This window comes from Pseudomonas iranensis (assembly GCF_014268585.2).
In the GTDB taxonomy this organism is placed as follows: domain Bacteria; phylum Pseudomonadota; class Gammaproteobacteria; order Pseudomonadales; family Pseudomonadaceae; genus Aquipseudomonas; species Aquipseudomonas iranensis.
On record NZ_CP077092.1, the window covers coordinates 5,414,610 to 5,432,288 of the forward strand.

The window sequence follows — 17,679 nt, forward strand, 5'->3', positions numbered from 1 at the left end:
GTCAGTCAAATCCTTCATCAACTGACACTCCGTATTCGCGAGCAGGCTCGCTCCCACAGGGGATTACCTCAACCTGATGCTGTCAGCTCAACAGCACTTCGGCCCACCCTTGCCACCGTAACGGGCTTCCTGACGTTCGCGAAAGAACATCTCGTAGCTCATCACCGGTTTGTCCGGGTGTTTGGTTTGCATATGCTCGACGTAGGTGTCGTAGTCGGGCATGCCGACCATCAGGCGCGCGGCCTGACCGAGGTATTTACCGAGGCGACTCAGGTCATTGAACATGCTGCAATCCTCTGGTTACGCATCCGGCAGGGCCTGGAATGGCGATTCTTTATCCGTACGCTCTTTTTTGCCCCAGGCGGCGATGCCGACCTTGAGCGCATAGAACAGGATGCTGAAGACCACGAACAGGAACAGCGCGGTGAGTGTGGCGTTGGTGTACGCGTTGAAGATCACGTGCTGCATCTGCTCGACGCTCTTCGCCGGCGCCAGCACCTGACCGTTGGCCAGCGCATCGCTGTACTTCTTGGCCAGGGACAGGAAGCCGATCGCCGGGTTGGCGTCGAACAGCTTGATGAAGCCAGCAGTGGTGGTGCAGATCAACAGCCAGGTGGCCGGCAACAGGGTGACCCAGATGTAGCGCTGGCGCTTCATCTTGATCAGGACCACGGTGCCAAGCATCAGCGCGATACCGGCGAGCATCTGGTTGGAGATGCCGAACAATGGCCACAGGGTGTTGATGCCGCCCAGTGGATCGATCACGCCCTGATACAGCAACCAGCCCCACATCGCCACACAACCGGCGGTGGCGATCAGGTTGGCGCCCCACGATTCGGTGCGTTTGAGCGCCGGTACGAAGGAGCCGAGCAGGTCCTGCAGCATGAAGCGTCCGGCACGGGTGCCGGCGTCCACAGCGGTGAGGATGAACAGCGCTTCGAACAGGATCGCGAAGTGGTACCAGAACGCCATGGTGTTTTCACCCGGCAGGACACTGTGCAGGATCTGTGCGATACCGACCGCCAGGGTCGGCGCACCACCGGCGCGAGCCAGAATGGTGGTTTCGCCGATGTCATGGGCAACCGCTTGCAGCGCTTCCGGCGTAATCGCAAAGCCCCAACTGGTGACAACCTGCGCCACCGAAGCGACGTCACTGCCGACAACTGCGGCCGGGCTGTTCATGGCGAAGTACACGCCTGGCTCGATCACCGAAGCGGCAACCATGGCCATGATCGCTACGAACGATTCCATCAGCATGCCGCCGTAACCGATGTAGCGGGCGTTGGTTTCGTTATCCAGCAGCTTCGGCGTGGTGCCCGACGAGATCAGCGCGTGGAAACCCGATACCGCGCCGCAGGCGATGGTGATGAACAGGAACGGGAACAGACCGCCCTTCCACACCGGCCCGGTGCCGTCGACGAACTGGGTCAGCGCCGGCATTTTCAGCTCGGGCATGGTGATCAGGATGCCGATCGCCAGGGCGACGATGGTGCCGATCTTGAGGAAGGTCGACAGATAGTCGCGTGGCGCGAGGATCAGCCAAACCGGCAGCGATGCAGCGACGAAACCATAGCCGACCAGCATCCAGGTAATCTGCACACCGGTGAAGGTAAAGGCTTTGGCCCATACCGGATCGGCAGCGATCTGCCCGCCCAGCCAGATCGAGCCGAGCAGCAGCAACACACCGACCACGGAGATTTCGCCGATGCGGCCCGGGCGGATGTAGCGCATGTAGATGCCCATGAACATCGCGATCGGGATGGTCGCCATCACGGTGAAGATGCCCCACGGGCTCTCGGCGAGGGCCTTGACCACGATCAGCGCCAGCACCGCGAGGATGATGATCATGATCAGGAAGCAGCCGAACAGTGCAATGGTTCCGGGAATCCGGCCCATTTCTTCACGCACCATATCTCCCAGGGAACGGCCGTTGCGTCGGGTCGACATGAACAGGACCATGAAGTCCTGCACCGCGCCCGCCAGCACCACACCGGCAATCAGCCAGAGTGTGCCGGGCAGATACCCCATCTGCGCCGCCAGCACCGGACCGACCAGTGGCCCCGCGCCAGCGATGGCCGCGAAGTGGTGACCGAAAAGAATGTGTTTGTTGGTCGGCACATAGTCCAGACCATCGTTGTTGAGCACGGCGGGGGTGGCCCGACGCGGATCCAGTTGCATCACGTTGTTGGCGATGAACAGACTGTAGTAACGGTACGCAACCAGATAAATGGCCACGGCAGCGACCACAATCCACAAGGCGTTGATCGCCTCGCCGCGGCGCAATGCCACTACGCCAAGGGCGCACGCTCCTACGATTGCCAGCACGAGCCAGGGTAAGTGGCGCAGCAGGCTATTATTATTTTTCATTTTATTATTCCAGCCAGGGTGGACAAGAAAGACAGCCACCCCGAGTTTAGCGCTTACGGCGCCAAAGGCCATACCCCGACATAGGTCTAGACGCTTGAGCGATTGGCTGGCGCCCGCATTCGCGGTCTATAGTCAGCGAACCTTCATGAGGATTGCGCCATGAGTGAGCACCCCGCCAATCGACGTCGTTTCAAACGTATTGCGTTCGATGCCCGAACCGAGCTGAAACAGGGCGAGTACATCTGGCCGGTCAAACTGATCGACCTGTCGCTCAAGGGCCTGCTGATCGAGCGACCGGAGCCGTGGCTCGGGGATAAAGAGCAGGACTTCTTCGTCGACATTCATCTGAGCGAAGACGTCGATATCGAAATGGACGTGCATCTGGCCCATGAGGAAAACGGCCACTTGGGGTTCATCTGCCGCCACATCAGCCTGGAATCGATCCAGCGCCTGCGGCGGTTGATCGAGTTCAACCTCGGTGATCCGCAGGAGCTTGAGCGGGAATTGGGTGCGCTGATCGAGATCTAGCGCCACCCCCAATCCCGATTTGGAATGCCCCTGTGGTGATGGGGATTTATGTGGCGAGGGGATTTATCCCCGTTGGGCTGCGCAGCAGACCCGTTTTTTCAGGGCCGCTACGCGCCCCAACGGAGATAAATCCCCTCACCACAGAGGTTCGGCATTCACTCAAACAGTGCGTCGAGGGCTTGTTCGAGACGGGTCACGGCAATGATCTGCAACCCCGCCGGCGATTCCTTCGGAGCATTACCCTTCGGCACGATCGCGCGTTTGAAGCCGTGCTTGGCCGCTTCTTTCAGCCGCTCCTGCCCGCTCGGCACCGGGCGCACTTCGCCGGACAGGCCGACTTCGCCGAACACCAGCAGATCATGCGGCAGCGGCCGGTTGCGCAAACTCGACATCACCGCCGCCATCAACGCCAGATCCGACGCCGTCTCCAGTACCTTCACGCCACCGACCACGTTGAGGAACACGTCCTGATCGTGGGTCGGAATGCCACCATGACGGTGCAACACCGCGAGCAGCATTGCCAGACGGTTCTGATCCAGCCCCAGCGTCACCCGACGCGGGTTGGCCAGATGGCTGTCATCGACCAGCGCCTGCACTTCCACCAGCATCGGCCGGGTGCCCTCCCACGTTGCCATGACCACACTGCCCGGGACTTCTTCCTGAGCGCGAGTGAGAAAAATCGCCGATGGGTTGGAGACTTCTTTCAGGCCCTTGTCGGTCATGCCGAACACGCCCAACTCGTTGACCGCGCCGAAACGGTTTTTCACCGCCCGCAGCAGACGCAGTCGACCATCGGATTCACCTTCGAAATACAGCACGGTGTCGACCATGTGCTCCAGAACACGTGGACCGGCCAGCGCACCTTCTTTAGTGACATGGCCGACGAGGAAGATCGCCGTGCCGCTCTGTTTGGCGTAGCGCACCAGCAACGCCGCACTTTCACGCACCTGCGACACGCCGCCCGGGGCCGATTGCAGTTGTTCGGTGAAAATGGTCTGGATCGAGTCGATCACCATCACCTTGGGCTTTTCCTGGCGGGCGGTGGCAATGATGGTTTCGATGCAGGTTTCGGTCATCACCCGCAGTTGATCCTGCGGCAGGCCGAGACGGCGAGCGCGCATCGCCACCTGCTGCTGGGATTCCTCACCGGTGACGTACAGCGCTGGCATGCTCTTGGCCAGATTGCACAGGGTCTGCAGCAGGATTGTCGATTTGCCGATCCCCGGATCACCGCCAATCAGCACCACCGAGCCATCGACCAGACCACCGCCGAGCACGCGGTCGAGCTCACCGGACGCGGTGGAAAAACGTGGAATCTCTTCGATGCTGACTTCGGCGAGCGTCTTGATCTGCGCCTGCTGGCCAGCCCAACCGGTGCGCCCGGTGGGTGCCGTGGCGCCACCGCTTTCGATCATGGTTTCGGTCAGGGTGTTCCAGGCACCGCACTCGCCGCACTGCCCGGCCCACTTGGGAAAGGTTGCGCCGCACTCGGTGCAGCCGTACATGCGCTTGGCCTTGGCCATCAGAACCCCCGGAACAAAAGACGCGATGATAACGCAGCCATCGCCGATCAGCGCGGCGCAGCGGTACGGATTTCGCCGCTGGCCAGACGCGCGGCACTGTTGCCCAGCGGATCCTCGGCATTGAGGTCGGCGCCCTTGGCTTTCAACGCATCAAGCAATTCCAGACGCTTGAACAGCCCGGCGTACATCGCCGCTGTCTGCCCGGCGCCGTTACGTTGGTCGGGGCTGCAATCGGTGGCCATCAGGCGCCGGGCGATCTGCAACTCGCCTTTGAAAATCGCGCCCATCAGCGCCGTGTTGCCGCGTTGATCCTGAGCACAGGCGTCCGCGCCCGCTGCCAACAGCCGCTCAACCGCCGGCGCCTGACCGTGATAGGCCGCCAGAATCAGCGCGGTGTAACCCTTGCTGTCGCGGGTATCGAGGGAATAGCCGGACTCGATGAAGGTCTCGAGCATCGGCACGTCGCCACGCCGTGCGGCGTCAAAGTAGTAATCCTGCAACTGCGCCTTGATTGCCTCGGGACTTTGCTCGACCGGTGCCGCCCACGCGCTGAACGACAGGCACCCGGCCAGGCATAAAAGAAAAATACGCATAGGGCTCTCCTTGAGCGCACGCGAGGCGGGACAGCCCTCGCGTACGCCGCATCGCTATCAGTCGGTCAGTTTGGCCGCCAGTGCTTTCACACGGCTGAGGTCGCCCTTGGCCACTTCGGTCACACCGCTGCCGTACTCGGGGTCAGCCTTGTACAGGAAGGACAGAATGATGTGCTTGCTCTCGTCATCGGTGCTGGCCAGCGAGCCGCCGAAGCTGTCGATCAAGTCGCGACGTTCCTGCTTGCTGTACGAGCGATACAGATCACCGGCCTGCTTGAAGTTCTGCTCACGCTGGATCTTCGCCTGTTGCGTGCTGCCCGCCAGCGCCGACTGGCTGTAACGCGCCGCTGGCGTCTCTTCACGCGGTTGCAGACGACTCGGCTGGTAGTTGACGCCGGACTGGCTGGCGCCAAAATTCATCGCGCCATCCTGATTGCCATTGTTCACCGCTGTTTTCGGAGCGTTGATCGGCAATTGCAAAGCGTTGGCGCCGAGGCGATACATCTGCGTATCGGCATAAGAGAACACTCGGCCCTGCAACAAACGATCTTCCGAAGGTTCGATACCCGGAACTACGTTGGCCGGTGCCATAGCAACTTGTTCGGTTTCCTGGAAGACATTGGCCGGATTACGGTTCAAGACCATTTGTCCAACTTTGCGCTCGGCAATACCCGGCCAGATCTTGGTTGCATCCAGTGGATCGAAATCAAACTTGGACAAATCCTGTGGCTTGAGAACTTGCACGTACAAGTCCCACTTCGGAAAGTTGCCTTTGTTGATGTTAGTTACCAAGTCATTAGTCATATGACTGTAATCCTGGCCTTGAACTTCGCTGACCTGTTTTGGCGTGAGGTTTTTGATGCCTTGAAGACTCTTCCAGTGAAACTTCACATAGTGAACTTCATTCCTGGCATTGATCAGCTTGTAGGCATGAACACCATTGCCATCCATCTCCCGATAACTGGCCGGAGTGCCGTAGTTGGAATACAACTCGGTCAGTGTGCGGGTGGCTTCCGGTACATGGGAGAAGAAATCGAACCGGCGCGAATCGTCGTCGAGGTTGGTGCGCGGATCGGGCTTGAAGGCGTGGACCATATCCGGGAATTTGATCGCATCGCGGATGAAGAAGGTCGGGAAATTGTTGCCGACCAGATCCCAATTACCGTCAGCGGTGTAGAACTTGGTGGCGAAACCCCGCGGGTCGCGTAGGGTTTCCGGGGAATGGTTGCCATGCACCACCGCCGAGAAACGCACGAATACCGGCGTGCTCTGGCCTGCGGCGAACACCTTGGCCTTGCTCAGGTCGCTGAGGTCATCGGTCACGGTGAAGGTGCCGTGAGCGCCAGTGCCGCGTGCATGTACCACGCGCTCGGGAATGCGCTCACGGTCGAAGCGTTGCAGCTTCTGGATCAGTTGCACGTCCTGCAGCAGCACCGGCCCGGTGGCGCCGGCGGTTTGCGAGTTCTGATTGTCACCGACAGCAGCGCCGTTATCGCGGGTCAGCGGAGCGGCGTTGACCGAGAAGGTCAGCAGGCTGGCGGTGAGAACGCCGAGGGTGCGGCGATGGGGAAAAGCCCCCAGTCCAAGAGCAGAAGTCATATCAGGTTCCTCTGGTTTTATTGAGCGCATCCAGGTGCGCCACAGCAAGGCTAGAGGCCCGTGCCGAGGAACATAAATAGAAAGAACGTAACGCCATGATTGAAGAAATTGGCTTTCCCGTCAGCGGGTTAGCGCGTATTCCGCGCGCGATTGCTGGCATTTTGCAAACTAATCGTCAATTGATGTGTCGATAAAAACGGGCATTGTAAGAAGGTGTTTCGCGCAGGAGGCGTTTCGCTGATTTACACTGCCTACACCAAACTCATCTGTAACAAGGAAATAACTATGGGCGTGCTTAGCGAGTTCAAGGCCTTCGCGGTCAAAGGCAATGTGGTCGACATGGCCGTCGGTATCATCATCGGCGCGGCGTTCGGCAAGATCGTTTCGTCGTTTGTCGGCGACGTGATCATGCCGCCGATTGGCCTGTTGATCGGTGGGGTGGACTTCAGTGATCTGGCTGTCACGCTCAAAGCCGCCCAGGGCGATGCGCCCGCCGTGGTGCTGGCTTACGGCAAATTCCTGCAGACGGTGCTGGATTTCGTGATTGTCGCGTTTGCGATCTTCATGGGCGTCAAAGTCATCAACCGCCTCAAGCGCGAAGAAGCCGTAGCCCCGACCGCGCCGCCGATCCCGAGCAAGGAAGAGCAACTGCTGGGCGAAATCCGCGACCTGCTAAAAGCGCAGAACGAGCGGCCCTGAGGCATTCGCTACACATCAAAACGGCACCCGCGGGTGCCGTTTTCGTTACCAGTAATTCTCCACCGCAACCTGCCCCGGCTTGCGGGTCAGGCTCAGGCGCATGTCGCGCTGTTTCAGCAAGGCGCGGGTGTCGTCGATCATCTGCGGATTGCCGCACAGCATCACTCGCGAATGCTCTGGGGAGAGCTCAACCCCTGCCGCTCGCTCCAGTTCGCCGTTTTCGATCAACGTGGTAATCCGGCCCTGCAACGCGCCTGGGTGGGCTTGGCGGGTCACAGTGGGGATGAATTGCAGCTTGTGGGCGTATTCACTCAGATAGTCACGTTGCGCCAACCCGGCGATCAACTCTTGATAGGCCAGTTCCCGCGCCTCCCTCACGCTGTAAACCAGAATGATCCGCTCGAATTTCTCCCAGACCTCGAAGTCCTGCAGGATCGATAGAAACGGCGCCACCCCGGTGCCGGTCGACAGTAACCACAGGTCTCGGCCGTCGACAAAACGATCCAGCGTCAGGTAGCCGAACGCCTGGCGTTCTACCATCAAGGTGTCGCCGACCTGTAGCCGGCTCAGCTCACTGGTGAATTCGCCGCCCGGCACGACGATAGAAAAGAACTCAAGAAACTCATCGAATGGCGACGACACCATCGAATAGGCGCGCCAGACCGTGCTGCCATCGGCCCTGGTGACGCCCAGCCGGGCGAACTGGCCGGCACGGAAGCGAAAGCCGGGATCACGGCTGGTGCGCAGCGTGAACAGGTTCGGCGTCAACGGTTGCACATCGAGCAAGGTCTGGGTGGTGTACTTTTCGGCAATGGCAGTCATGAGGCACTCCTTGAAACGGTTGCCCACAGTGTCCCGCAAAATCGCGCTGCCAAACACTCCTGATTGGTAATGGTATTGACGGGATCAGCGCTAGACATTCGATTTGCTGGCAATGCTGGATCTAGAGCAATAACTTTAAGATGCCAATTAAAATATAACAGCCTGTATTGCTAAGAACGCTTTATAGAAAACATCAAAGTTTCAATCTCTAAAAAATGTAAGGCGTTTCGCAGGAAAGAGCCTACACTTCGATTCGTGCCGGATTTTTTGGATCCATTTGGCGCCCCTATATCAGGATGGAGGCAAAGTTCATGGAAACGTGGAAGGAATCACAATTGAAACAACTGACATTTGCCAAAGGCATTGAGGTGGCATACCCGATACTGCTGAGATTTGCCGTGAATCTGGGCTTTAACTATTGTGCGATAGCGGTCACCTCCCCCCATCGCGATGTCCACCTGAATGCCTTGCAAATCAATAACTATCCAAAAGAATGGAACAGCCAGTACAACAAAGAGAACTACCGGAATATTGACCCGGTAATAGCGCATTGCAATCACTCAGTATTGCCGATCGTTTGGGAAGAAAGAGTTTTCACTGATGCGCCCGAGTTGTGGCAGGCGTTGAAAAACAACGGATTGCAGCATGGCTGGTCGCAAGCGTTTCATGACGAAGCCAGCGGTTTGTGCAGCATCATCAGTCTGGCTCGAACCCACTGCCCGATCAGCCCGCTCGAGCTGTACGAGCATTACGGTTATATCTTTTTCGCCAATCGACACTTCAGTGATCTGTATGCCCGCACCGTGCCCATCCCGGCAAGACCCAGCAAGCCCAGGCTATCGACACGGGAGCTGGAGATCCTGAAATTGTCCGCCGTGGGCAAGACCGCTCACGACATTTCGCGAATCCTCAACCTGAGTGAACGTACCATCAACTACCACGTGCAGAACGTGATCGAGAAACTCAAAGTCTGCAACAAGATTTCTGCGGTGATGGCGGCTGTCCGGGCCGGGATCATCTGAACAACTGAGGCATCGCGCTTCAATCCCGCGAGTATTCGCGCGCAAAAAAACGTACCATTCAGGCCTTCTTCGAGTGATGACGCACACCGCGTGCATCGCAGTCCACTCGGTCGGATCCCGTCGCACGAGATGCCGGCAACGGGACGTCTGCCGAATATCCTGAGTCCCCGTCCCATGCCTTTGCTCGAAACACCTTTCGCTCAACTCGACCTGATCCGCCAGCCCGAACAGCAGAACGAACCGCTGCAAGCATTCGATGCGGCGGACGAATACCTGCTCAATCATCTCGCCAGCGAACAACCTGCGAGCAACACCCGCGTGCTGGTGCTCAATGACAGCTTTGGCGCCTTGGCAATCAGTCTGTTGGACAAGGTCGAGGTGAGCAGTAGCGGCGATTCGTTCCTGGGTTTCGTCGGGCTGGAAAAGAATCTGCTGCGCAATGGTCAGGCGTTCGATGCGATCCGCCCGATACCGGCCAGTGAGCCTTTGGTCGGGCCGTTTGATCGCGTGCTGATCCGAGTCCCCAAAACCCTGGCGCTATTGGAAGAACAGCTGATCCGCCTGCAAGGGCAACTCGCTCCCGGCGCGCAAGTGATCGCCGCCGCCATGGTCAAGCATCTGCCGCGCGCTGCCGGCGATCTGCTGGAGCGCTACATTGGCCCGGTGCAGGCGTCGCTGGCCGTGAAGAAAGCCCGACTGCTGATCGCCACGCCTGAAAGCAAAGCGCCCGCCACGTCTCCTTACCCGACTCGTTATCGCCTCGACGAACCGGCGATCGAATTGCTCAACCACGCCAACGTGTTCTGCCGCGAAGGCCTCGACATCGGCACCCGCGCATTCCTGCCGCATCTACCGAAAAACCTCGGCAACGCACGGGTTGCCGACCTCGGCTGTGGCAACGGCGTGTTGGCAATCGCCAGCGCCTTGCAGAACCCGGATGCGCATTACACGCTGGTCGATGAATCATTCATGGCGGTGCAATCGGCTGCCGAGAACTGGCGCGCGGCATTGGGCGATCGCGAAGTCATCGTGCGCGCTGGCGATGGTCTGGCCGGGCAGGCACCGCAGTCGCTGGACGTGGTGCTGTGCAACCCACCGTTCCATCAGCAACAGGTGGTCGGCGACTTCCTCGCCTGGCGCATGTTCCAGCAGGCGCGCGAGGCTCTGGTGGTTGGTGGTGCGCTGTATATCGTCGGCAACCGGCATCTGGGCTATCACAGCAAACTGGCGCGCCTGTTTCGTGGTGTCGAGCAAGTGGCGGCCACGCCGAAATTCGTCATCCTCAAGGCGCGCAAATAAATCTGCGGCATAAAAAAACCCTCCGTAACAGACTGTGTGAAAACCTAGCAATCTGCGCAGCGCTCAAAGAAAATGCTCCGTATCGAAAGATACGGAGCATTTTTCGTTATGGCCTACATCCAGGGACAGTCCCGCAGCCAGACCAGCCTGTTTCCGGTCTCGCTGGAAGAGTTGATCCCCGAGGATCACCTCGTTCGCGTTATCGATCTTTACGTCGCCAAGCTGGATCTGGCTCGACTGGGCTTTGATAAAGCACTTCCCAAAAGCACCGGCCGTCCCTCTTACGATCCAGCGGATCAGCTCAAACTCTACCTCTACGGCTATTTCCAGCGGATTCGCTCATCACGACGGCTCGAAGCCGAGTGCCAGCGCAACGTCGAAGTGATGTGGCTGATCAATCGACTCAAGCCTGATTTCAAGACCATCGCCGATTTCCGTAAAGACAACAAAGCCGCTTTCATCGCGACGTGCCGGGCCTTCGTGCAGTTTTGCCGCTCAGCGGGGCTGATAACCGGCGAGTTGGTGGCCATTGATGGCAGCAAATTTCAGGCGGTCGCCTCTTCACGGCGTCATATGAATTTGAAGCGGCTCCAACATCAAGAGCAGAAGCTGGAGAAGCGCATCGCCCACTATTTGGCAGAGCTGGACGAGGCAGATAAAACCGAAGCCGGCGAGAAGATTGACCGCAATGCAATCAAGGCGACTTTGGCGCAACTTAAAGTCAGGCATTCCAATAACTTGACGTGCCAGGCGCTGATGAAATCCATGGAGCTTGAGCAATTCAATACCCACGAAAGCGATGCGCGAATGCTGCGAACGCACAAAGGGCCTCGGGTCGGGTACAACGTGCAGACAGCCGTGGACGCTGAAAACTGCATGATCGTGCATCATGAAGTGACTCAGGACAGCGATGATCGCAAGCAACTTGAACCGATGGCCAAGGCCGCCAAGGAACAACTTTCACAAGATGAACTGACGGTCACCGCGGATGCGGGCTACTCCAATGGCAAGCAGTTCCAGGCATGTGAGGATGAGAACATCACGGCTTATGTGCCTGTGGCGCGATCACTCAACTCCTGCGGCAAGGAGCAGATATTTTTCGATCGAACAGCATTTGCCTACGATGCGTCGCAAGATCGATATCAATGCCCTGCCGGAAAATGGCTGATCTTTAAGCAGATCAGCAACAAAGGCCGGATCTACCAAGCGAAGGTCAGCGACTGCGCAAGCTGCCCGATTAAAGCGAAGTGCACCGACGCCAAACGCCGATACATCTCGCGCCATCTGCACGAACAGGCTTTCGAGCGAATGGAGCAGCGAATGCAGGCACATCCCGAAATGATGGTCAGTCGACGATCCATCGTCGAACATCCCTTCGGCAACCTTAAACAGTGGTTATTTGGTAACGCTCGCTTCTTGCTGCGACAGCTTGAAGGCGCGAGAGCTGAAATGGCCTTGGCGGTGAACGCCTACAACCTGAAAAGAGCAATTAACGTGTTGGGCGTGCGCCAGATGATGGCGCTGATGGGCTGAAACGCCTTTTTTCGTTTGCTGTGAGCACAAAAGCAAACGCCCCGAACAAGTCGGGGCGTTTGCTGGAACCACCATCAGTGCGTTTTCACACAGTCTGGTAAGGAGCGTTGCAAATCCATACCCGAAGGCGCCGCGACGGGATGTTTCAGTGGGTGGTCAAACCTGCGGCATTCATGAACATGCGCATCAGGCTGGCGGCGATGAACAACACGCCGACACTGCCAACCCAGATCAGAGCCAACCAGCCGAGCCGCTGCCACAGCGGCTTTTTTTCGGCTTCTTCAATGTCGTGCAGGGAATGTTTGCCGGTCATTGCATCGATCTCCTTTAAGCCAAGGCGTCACTGCGGACGCCTTCGCGAGCAGGCTCGCTCCCACAGGGCAAGCCCCAGCATGGGATTAGTGGTAACCATCTTCGTGCGTGACCTTGCCGCGGAACACGTAGTAGCTCCAGAAGGTATACCCCAGGATGAACGGAATGATGAACAACGTGCCGACCAGCATGAAGCCCTGACTTTGCGGCGGCGCGGCGGCGTCCCAGATCGATATCGACGGCGGCACGATGTTCGGCCACAGGCTGATGCCCAGACCGCTGTAGCCGAGGAAAATCAGCACCAGGGTCAGCAGGAACGGCGTGTAGTTGGCATTACGTGCCACCGCGCGAATCAGGCCGTACAAGGTGACGAGCACCAGAATCGGCACCGGCATGAACCAGAACAGATTCGGCATGCTGAACCAGCGCGAGGCGATTTCCGGATGCGACAGAGGCGTCCACAGGCTTACGATACCGATCACTGCCAGCAGGACAAACGCCAGCGGCCGCGCCAGATCATGCATTTGTTCCTGCAATTTGCCTTCGGTTTTCATGATCAGCCAGGTGCAGCCGAGCAAGGCATAGGCCACCACCAGCGCCGCGCCGCAGAACAGCGTGAACGGCGTCAGCCAGTCCAGTGAACCACCGGCGAACTGGCGATTGACCACCGGCAGACCATCGATGAACGCTCCCAGCGCCACGCCCTGAAAGAACGTCGCCGCGATCGAACCACCGATGAATGCCTTGTCCCACAGGTGACGTTTTTCATCCTTGGCCTTGAAGCGGAATTCGAAAGCCACGCCACGGAAAATCAAGCCCATGAGCATGAAGATCAGCGGCAGGTACAGCGCCGACAACACCACCGAATAGGCCAGCGGGAAGGCGCCGAACAACGCCGCGCCGCCCAGCACCAGCCAGGTTTCGTTGCCGTCCCACACAGGGGCGACGGTGTTCATCATCACGTCGCGATCGGTCTTGCCGGGCACGAACGGGAAGAGAATGCCGATGCCCAGGTCGAAGCCGTCCATGACCACGTACATCATGATGCCGAAGATGATGATCACGGCCCAGATCAGCGGAAGATCGATACCCATGAGTCAAATCTCCTTGGTCAAGCGAGTGTTGTCTTCGTGCTCGCCCTCGGCCGGATCGTCGGCTGCGGACAACGGACGTGCCGGGGTGCGTTTCTTGCCTGGACCACCGTCCGGTGTTTCGCTGCCTTCGCTGATCTTCGGCCCTTTGCGCACCAGGCGCATCATGTAGCCGAGCCCGGCGCCGAACAGGGCGAAATAGACCACGACGAACATGATCAGGGTGATGCTCATCTGCATGAAGCTGTGGTTGGACGAAGCATCGGCAGTGCGCATCAAACCGTAGACCACCCATGGCTGACGGCCGATTTCCGTGGTGAACCAGCCGGCGAGAATCGCGATCAGACCGGACGGCCCCATCCACAACGCCAGATGCAGGAACGGCCGCGAGGTATACAGCGAGTCACGCTTGCGCAGCCACAGACTCCACAACCCGGTGAAGATCATCAGGAAACCGAGGCCGACCATGATCCGGAACGACCAGAACACGATGGTCGAATTCGGCCGGTCTTCCGGCGGGAACTCCTTCAGCGCCGGTACTTGTTTATCCAGCGAGTGGGTAAGAATCAGGCTGCCGAGGTAAGGAATCTCCACAGCGAACTTGGTGCGCTCTTCTTTCATGTCCGGCCAGCCGAACAGGATCAGCGGCGTTGCTTCGTCGCCATGGTTTTCCCAGTGGCCTTCGATCGCAGCGATTTTTGCCGGCTGATGCTTGAGCGTGTTGAGGCCGTGGAAGTCGCCGATCACAGCTTGAATCGGCGCGACGATCAACGCCATCCACATGGCCATCGACAGCATGGTGCGGATCGCCGGGTTGTCCCTGCCGCGCAGCAGGTGCCAGGCCGCCGACGAGCCGACGAAGAACGCCGTGGCGACGAACGCGGCCGTGGCCATGTGCATCAGCCGGTAAGGGAATGACGGGTTGAAGATGATTGCCAGCCAGTCGGTGGGGATCACCTGACCGTTGACGATTTCAAAGCCTTGCGGGGTCTGCATCCAGCTGTTGGAGGCGAGAATCCAGAAGGTCGAAATCAGCGTGCCGATCGCTACCATCACCGTCGAGAAGAAGTGCAGGCCGCGCCCGACCTTGTTCCAGCCGAACAGCATCACGCCAAGGAAACCGGCCTCAAGGAAGAACGCCGTAAGCACTTCATAGGTCAGCAACGGCCCGGTGACGGCGCCGGCGAAGTCGGAGAACCGACTCCAGTTGGTGCCGAACTGATAAGCCATGACCAGCCCGGAAACCACGCCCATGCCGAAGTTGACGGCAAAAATCTTCGACCAGAAATGGTAGAGATCGCGGTAGGTGTCGTTGCGGGTCTTCAGCCACAAGCCTTCGAGCACTGCCAGGTAACTCGCCAGGCCGATGGTGATGGCCGGGAACAGAATGTGGAACGAGATGGTGAACGCGAACTGAATTCGGGCGAGATCGAGAGCCTCTAAACCGAACATATGGCTTCCTCTGTCAGGTAATACGGGTAGCTGGCCCGGAGGCCTGCACCACTGCCCCCACGGATATGGAGTGCGGCGAATTCGGATTCGTTCTTTTTTTGCACCATCGCAACGCAGGGAGTCTGGCCAAATGGCCGCCAGATCAGTTCCGGTCGGGGTCTTGATCTGGATCAAGCAACGTTGAAAGAGTAGTCCCATTTTTACCAATGAACTGCGTGGTAGTTTGCCGCGTGACAAGTTGCCTCACTCCTGTGGCCAAGGGATTTATCCCCGTCCGGATGCGCAGCAGTCGTCGTCGTTTCGAGATTTTGGGGCCGCTGCGCGACCCAACGGGGATAAAGCCCCTCACCACAGGGCTGATTGTCAGCATGAAAGAACCGATGCCTGGCTAACTGAATTGTTTCTCGTAGCAACTTCCTGTTACAGACTGGTGATAATCTCGCCGTTCACTCGTCCAAGACCTGCCTTCAGATGCCCACACAAGAGCCCCTGCTGTTACGTCACCATCGTCCGTTCATGGCTTTCTGGCTGGCGCGGATCTTTACCGCCAGCGGGTTCCAGATGCTCACCGTGGCAATTGGCTGGAACCTGTATCAGCTGACTGGCAATGTGCTGGATCTGGGCCTGGTCGGGCTGGTCGAGTTCGCCCCGCGGGTGCTGTTCATGCTGCACACCGGCCATGTCGCTGATCGCTACGATCGGCGCAAGGTCGCCGCGCTTTGCCAGTCGTTGCAGGCACTGATTGCCTTGGCGCTGGCCATCGGCAGCGCCACCGATCACGTCACCCGCGAGATGATTTTCATCCTCGCCTTCCTGCTCGGCGCCGCCCGTTCGTTCGAGATGCCGACGACTCAGGCCTTGCTGCCCAGCATCGTCCCCAGTGCGCTTTTCCCCCGCGCAGTCGCCGCCGCGCAATCGGCGCAACAGTCGGCCACTATCGTCGCCCCGGCCCTCGGCGGCTTGCTCTATGCATTCGGCAGCGTCTGGGTCTACGGCCCGACCGTGCTGCTGTACGTGATCGCCTGTTCGCTGATGCTCAACCTGCCGGCACGCCAGACGCCATTGAATAAAGGCAAAGCCACGCTGGACTCGCTGCTGGCGGGGATTCGCTTCATCCGCAGCCGCCCGGACATCCTCGGCGCGATCTCGCTGGACCTGTTTGCCGTATTACTGGGCGGCGCCACGGCGTTGCTGCCGGTATTCGCCAAGGACATTCTGCTGACCGGCCCGTGGGGCCTTGGTCTGTTGCGCTCGGCGCCGGCGGTGGGTGCGTTGCTGATGTCACTGTTTCTGGCGCGATTTGCCGTGGAGCGCAATGTCGGCCGGGTGATGTTCACTGCCGTCGGCATCTTTGGCGTCGCTACCATCGCATTCGGCCTGTCGACCTCGTTCTGGTTCTCCCTGGCGGTGCTGGTGGTACTCGGCGCAGCGGACATGATCAGCATGGTCATCCGCGCCTCGTTCGTACAATTGGAAACCCCGGACGAAATGCGCGGCCGGGTCAGCGCAGTCAACGGCTTGTTCATCGGTGCTTCGAACCAGCTGGGCGAATTCGAATCCGGCCTCACCGCCCACTGGTTCGGCACCGTGCCGGCCGTGGTGATGGGCGGGATCGGCACCCTGGTGGTGACGGGGACGTGGATCAAACTGTTTCCGACGTTGGCGAAGCGGGATCGAATGCATGTGCCGGTGGAAGAGAAGGTCTGAATCTTTCAGGCCATCAACTCCCCCGCCACCCTCGCCCGCAACGCCTTGCCACCAAGCTGCTCAACCAGGGTCAAGGCAAACTCCAGTGCCGCGCCCGAGCCTTGGGCGGTGATGCAGTTGCCGTCGACCACCACCGGTTGATCAACAAACGTACAGCCGGACAACTGATGGCTGGCGCCGGGCAGGCAGGTCATGCGTCGCTGGCGCAGCACGCCTGATGCTTGCAGGGCGACAGCCGGGGCTTCGCCGATGGCGGCGAACAGTCGGCCGGCGCTGGCTTGGTCCTTGAGCAATTGCTGCAAGGGCTGATGCGCCGCCAGATGCCGGGAACCGACGGCACCGCCTGGCAGGACGATCAGGTCAAAAGTCTGTGCCAGCACATCGACCAGCATGCCGTCGGCAGTCAGCCGGGTGCCGCGCGCACAGGTCAGCATGCGCCGACCTTCGATGCTGGCGGCGACCACTTCGATGCCGGCGCGGCGCAGTACGTCGATCAGGGTCACGCTTTGCAAATCGTCGATGCCCTCGGCGAGGGCAATCAGGGCTCTGGAAATCATGGGCGCTTTCCGCTGGGTAGTCAGTCAAGCGTAGTCAGCTTTGTCCCACCTTGTTCGCAGACAGCCGTTACTTGATGTAAAGCTGAGTCGAAAGCGTGTTGCGCGGAGCGTTAATCGAGGTGTTGCTGAAGTTGAAGGTGCCTTGCTGTTTGCCGGCCAGATCGAAGGTATAAAGAGAACCGACGGTTTTGCTGCCAGGGATGCATTCAGTGAGATTGCCATTATCGAAGGCGCACACCGGACCTCGGGTGCCGTTGACCTCGAAGCCATCCAAAGTCACGTGTGGCTGGTTCTGGCCATAGCCGACTTCCAACACGAAGACCTTGATATTCGTCCCGCTGTGATTACATTGGGTTTGCGGCTGGTTATCGGCAATATCTTCCAGTCCGCAGGAAGGTGACTGCACTTTGATCACCTTCACTTCGGTCAACGGCGGCGCCGAGGCCGCGAACGCCTGAGCTGTCGCCAGCAGTGCTGCAATCCATCCGAAAATCCTGATCCCGCCGTTGCGCATGCCTGCCCACTCCAAAAAATCAGCGCGCAGTATGGCGCAGTTGTCGGCTGCGCAAAACTTC

General features: G+C 59.1%; 17 protein-coding genes. 6 read left to right on the forward strand and 11 right to left on the reverse strand.

Translation table 11 applies throughout. From position 1 onward, the window contains the following. Positions 1–87: 87 nt before the first annotated feature. Both HU724_RS24390 and HU724_RS24395 read right to left on the reverse strand, forming a co-directional pair. Complete coding sequence (locus HU724_RS24390; protein WP_003228401.1) at positions 88–285, reverse strand: YbdD/YjiX family protein; 198 nt, start codon at positions 283–285, stop codon at positions 88–90. Between the two features lie 15 nt (positions 286–300). Further along, positions 301–2,367, reverse strand: a complete 2,067-nt coding sequence (locus HU724_RS24395) for a carbon starvation CstA family protein (protein ID WP_016773099.1) — start codon at positions 2,365–2,367, stop codon at positions 301–303. Between the two features lie 159 nt (positions 2,368–2,526). On the opposite strand from HU724_RS24395, the gene HU724_RS24400 reads away from it, so the two are divergent. Next, positions 2,527–2,895 (forward strand): PilZ domain-containing protein, encoded by a 369-nt coding sequence (locus tag HU724_RS24400; RefSeq protein ID WP_186569394.1) that lies wholly within the window; start codon positions 2,527–2,529, stop codon positions 2,893–2,895. A gap of 155 nt (positions 2,896–3,050) precedes the next feature. Here the strand turns inward: HU724_RS24400 and radA are convergent, their stop codons facing one another. The 3 genes from radA to katB are packed head-to-tail and all read right to left on the reverse strand — an operon-like array spanning position 3,051 to position 6,610. Continuing rightward, entirely contained in the window at positions 3,051–4,418 is a 1,368-nt protein-coding gene (gene radA / locus HU724_RS24405; protein WP_095181861.1) for a DNA repair protein RadA, read from the reverse strand. A gap of 47 nt (positions 4,419–4,465) precedes the next feature. Further along, complete coding sequence (locus HU724_RS24410) at positions 4,466–5,011, reverse strand: ankyrin repeat domain-containing protein (protein WP_076564177.1); 546 nt, start codon at positions 5,009–5,011, stop codon at positions 4,466–4,468. Positions 5,012–5,068: 57 nt separating this feature from the next. Then, positions 5,069–6,610, reverse strand: coding sequence for a catalase KatB (gene katB / locus HU724_RS24415; RefSeq protein ID WP_186569395.1), 1,542 nt, complete (start codon positions 6,608–6,610; stop codon positions 5,069–5,071). A 285-nt stretch (positions 6,611–6,895) separates the two neighbouring features. Between katB and mscL the strand changes: the two genes are divergently transcribed. Continuing rightward, the gene (mscL, locus tag HU724_RS24420) at positions 6,896–7,309 is read left to right on the forward strand and encodes a large-conductance mechanosensitive channel protein MscL (RefSeq protein WP_186569396.1); all 414 of its coding nucleotides are present in this window, start codon (positions 6,896–6,898) and stop codon (positions 7,307–7,309) included. Positions 7,310–7,354: 45 nt separating this feature from the next. On the opposite strand, the gene HU724_RS24425 is transcribed toward mscL, so the two are convergent. After that, positions 7,355–8,131 carry a ferredoxin--NADP reductase gene (locus tag HU724_RS24425; RefSeq protein ID WP_186569397.1) on the reverse strand — a complete coding sequence of 259 codons (777 nt, stop codon included), beginning with the start codon at positions 8,129–8,131 and terminating at the stop codon, positions 7,355–7,357. A gap of 311 nt (positions 8,132–8,442) precedes the next feature. On the opposite strand from HU724_RS24425, the gene HU724_RS24430 reads away from it, so the two are divergent. The 3 genes from HU724_RS24430 to HU724_RS24440 all read left to right on the forward strand — a co-directional run bounded on the left by HU724_RS24430 (position 8,443) and on the right by HU724_RS24440 (position 11,985). Further along, the gene (locus tag HU724_RS24430; protein WP_186569398.1) at positions 8,443–9,153 is read left to right on the forward strand and encodes an autoinducer binding domain-containing protein; all 711 of its coding nucleotides are present in this window, start codon (positions 8,443–8,445) and stop codon (positions 9,151–9,153) included. A gap of 174 nt (positions 9,154–9,327) precedes the next feature. After that, a complete protein-coding gene (locus tag HU724_RS24435) occupies positions 9,328–10,452 on the forward strand; it encodes a methyltransferase (protein WP_186569399.1) in 1,125 nt (374 codons plus the stop codon). 108 nt (positions 10,453–10,560) lie between these two features. Continuing rightward, positions 10,561–11,985: an IS1182 family transposase gene (locus tag HU724_RS24440; RefSeq protein WP_186569874.1), complete on the forward strand. Its 1,425-nt coding sequence runs from the start codon at positions 10,561–10,563 to the stop codon at positions 11,983–11,985. 145 nt (positions 11,986–12,130) lie between these two features. On the opposite strand, the gene HU724_RS24445 is transcribed toward HU724_RS24440, so the two are convergent. The 3 genes from HU724_RS24445 to HU724_RS24455 form a co-directional block, all read right to left on the reverse strand. Next, a complete protein-coding gene (locus HU724_RS24445; RefSeq protein ID WP_016773090.1) occupies positions 12,131–12,298 on the reverse strand; it encodes a DUF2474 domain-containing protein in 168 nt (55 codons plus the stop codon). 85 nt (positions 12,299–12,383) lie between these two features. Continuing rightward, positions 12,384–13,391 (reverse strand): cytochrome d ubiquinol oxidase subunit II, encoded by a 1,008-nt coding sequence (gene cydB / locus HU724_RS24450; RefSeq protein ID WP_016773089.1) that lies wholly within the window; start codon positions 13,389–13,391, stop codon positions 12,384–12,386. 3 nt (positions 13,392–13,394) lie between these two features. After that, positions 13,395–14,840, reverse strand: coding sequence for a cytochrome ubiquinol oxidase subunit I (locus HU724_RS24455; protein WP_024014409.1), 1,446 nt, complete (start codon positions 14,838–14,840; stop codon positions 13,395–13,397). A gap of 471 nt (positions 14,841–15,311) precedes the next feature. Here HU724_RS24455 and HU724_RS24460 point away from each other — a divergent pair, with 471 nt between their 5' ends. After that, positions 15,312–16,547, forward strand: coding sequence for an MFS transporter (locus tag HU724_RS24460; RefSeq protein ID WP_186568873.1), 1,236 nt, complete (start codon positions 15,312–15,314; stop codon positions 16,545–16,547). Between the two features lie 5 nt (positions 16,548–16,552). On the opposite strand, the gene HU724_RS24465 is transcribed toward HU724_RS24460, so the two are convergent. Beyond that, positions 16,553–17,104: a DJ-1 family glyoxalase III gene (locus HU724_RS24465; RefSeq protein WP_186568872.1), complete on the reverse strand. Its 552-nt coding sequence runs from the start codon at positions 17,102–17,104 to the stop codon at positions 16,553–16,555. Between the two features lie 67 nt (positions 17,105–17,171). Further along, positions 17,172–17,618, reverse strand: a complete 447-nt coding sequence (locus HU724_RS24470) for a DUF4879 domain-containing protein (protein ID WP_186568871.1) — start codon at positions 17,616–17,618, stop codon at positions 17,172–17,174. Positions 17,619–17,679: the final 61 nt, after the last annotated feature.

Bases quoted from the DNA above. Each gene is read 5' to 3' on its own strand.
- radA (WP_095181861.1), bottom strand. From the start codon at position 4,418: ATGGCCAAGGCCAAGCGCATGTACGGCTGCACCGAGTGCGGCGCAACC.
- HU724_RS24465 (WP_186568872.1), bottom strand. From the start codon at position 17,104: ATGATTTCCAGAGCCCTGATTGCCCTCGCCGAGGGCATCGACGATTTG.
- HU724_RS24400 (WP_186569394.1), top strand. From the start codon at position 2,527: ATGAGTGAGCACCCCGCCAATCGACGTCGTTTCAAACGTATTGCGTTC.
- HU724_RS24425 (WP_186569397.1), bottom strand. From the start codon at position 8,131: ATGACTGCCATTGCCGAAAAGTACACCACCCAGACCTTGCTCGATGTG.
- katB (WP_186569395.1), bottom strand. From the start codon at position 6,610: ATGACTTCTGCTCTTGGACTGGGGGCTTTTCCCCATCGCCGCACCCTC.
- HU724_RS24455 (WP_024014409.1), bottom strand. From the start codon at position 14,840: ATGTTCGGTTTAGAGGCTCTCGATCTCGCCCGAATTCAGTTCGCGTTC.
- cydB (WP_016773089.1), bottom strand. From the start codon at position 13,391: ATGGGTATCGATCTTCCGCTGATCTGGGCCGTGATCATCATCTTCGGC.
- HU724_RS24470 (WP_186568871.1), bottom strand. From the start codon at position 17,618: ATGCGCAACGGCGGGATCAGGATTTTCGGATGGATTGCAGCACTGCTG.
- HU724_RS24395 (WP_016773099.1), bottom strand. From the start codon at position 2,367: ATGAAAAATAATAATAGCCTGCTGCGCCACTTACCCTGGCTCGTGCTG.
- HU724_RS24430 (WP_186569398.1), top strand. From the start codon at position 8,443: ATGGAAACGTGGAAGGAATCACAATTGAAACAACTGACATTTGCCAAA.
- HU724_RS24410 (WP_076564177.1), bottom strand. From the start codon at position 5,011: ATGCGTATTTTTCTTTTATGCCTGGCCGGGTGCCTGTCGTTCAGCGCG.
- HU724_RS24445 (WP_016773090.1), bottom strand. From the start codon at position 12,298: ATGACCGGCAAACATTCCCTGCACGACATTGAAGAAGCCGAAAAAAAG.
- mscL (WP_186569396.1), top strand. From the start codon at position 6,896: ATGGGCGTGCTTAGCGAGTTCAAGGCCTTCGCGGTCAAAGGCAATGTG.
- HU724_RS24435 (WP_186569399.1), top strand. From the start codon at position 9,328: ATGCCTTTGCTCGAAACACCTTTCGCTCAACTCGACCTGATCCGCCAG.
- HU724_RS24390 (WP_003228401.1), bottom strand. From the start codon at position 285: ATGTTCAATGACCTGAGTCGCCTCGGTAAATACCTCGGTCAGGCCGCG.
- HU724_RS24460 (WP_186568873.1), top strand. From the start codon at position 15,312: ATGCCCACACAAGAGCCCCTGCTGTTACGTCACCATCGTCCGTTCATG.
- HU724_RS24440 (WP_186569874.1), top strand. From the start codon at position 10,561: ATGGCCTACATCCAGGGACAGTCCCGCAGCCAGACCAGCCTGTTTCCG.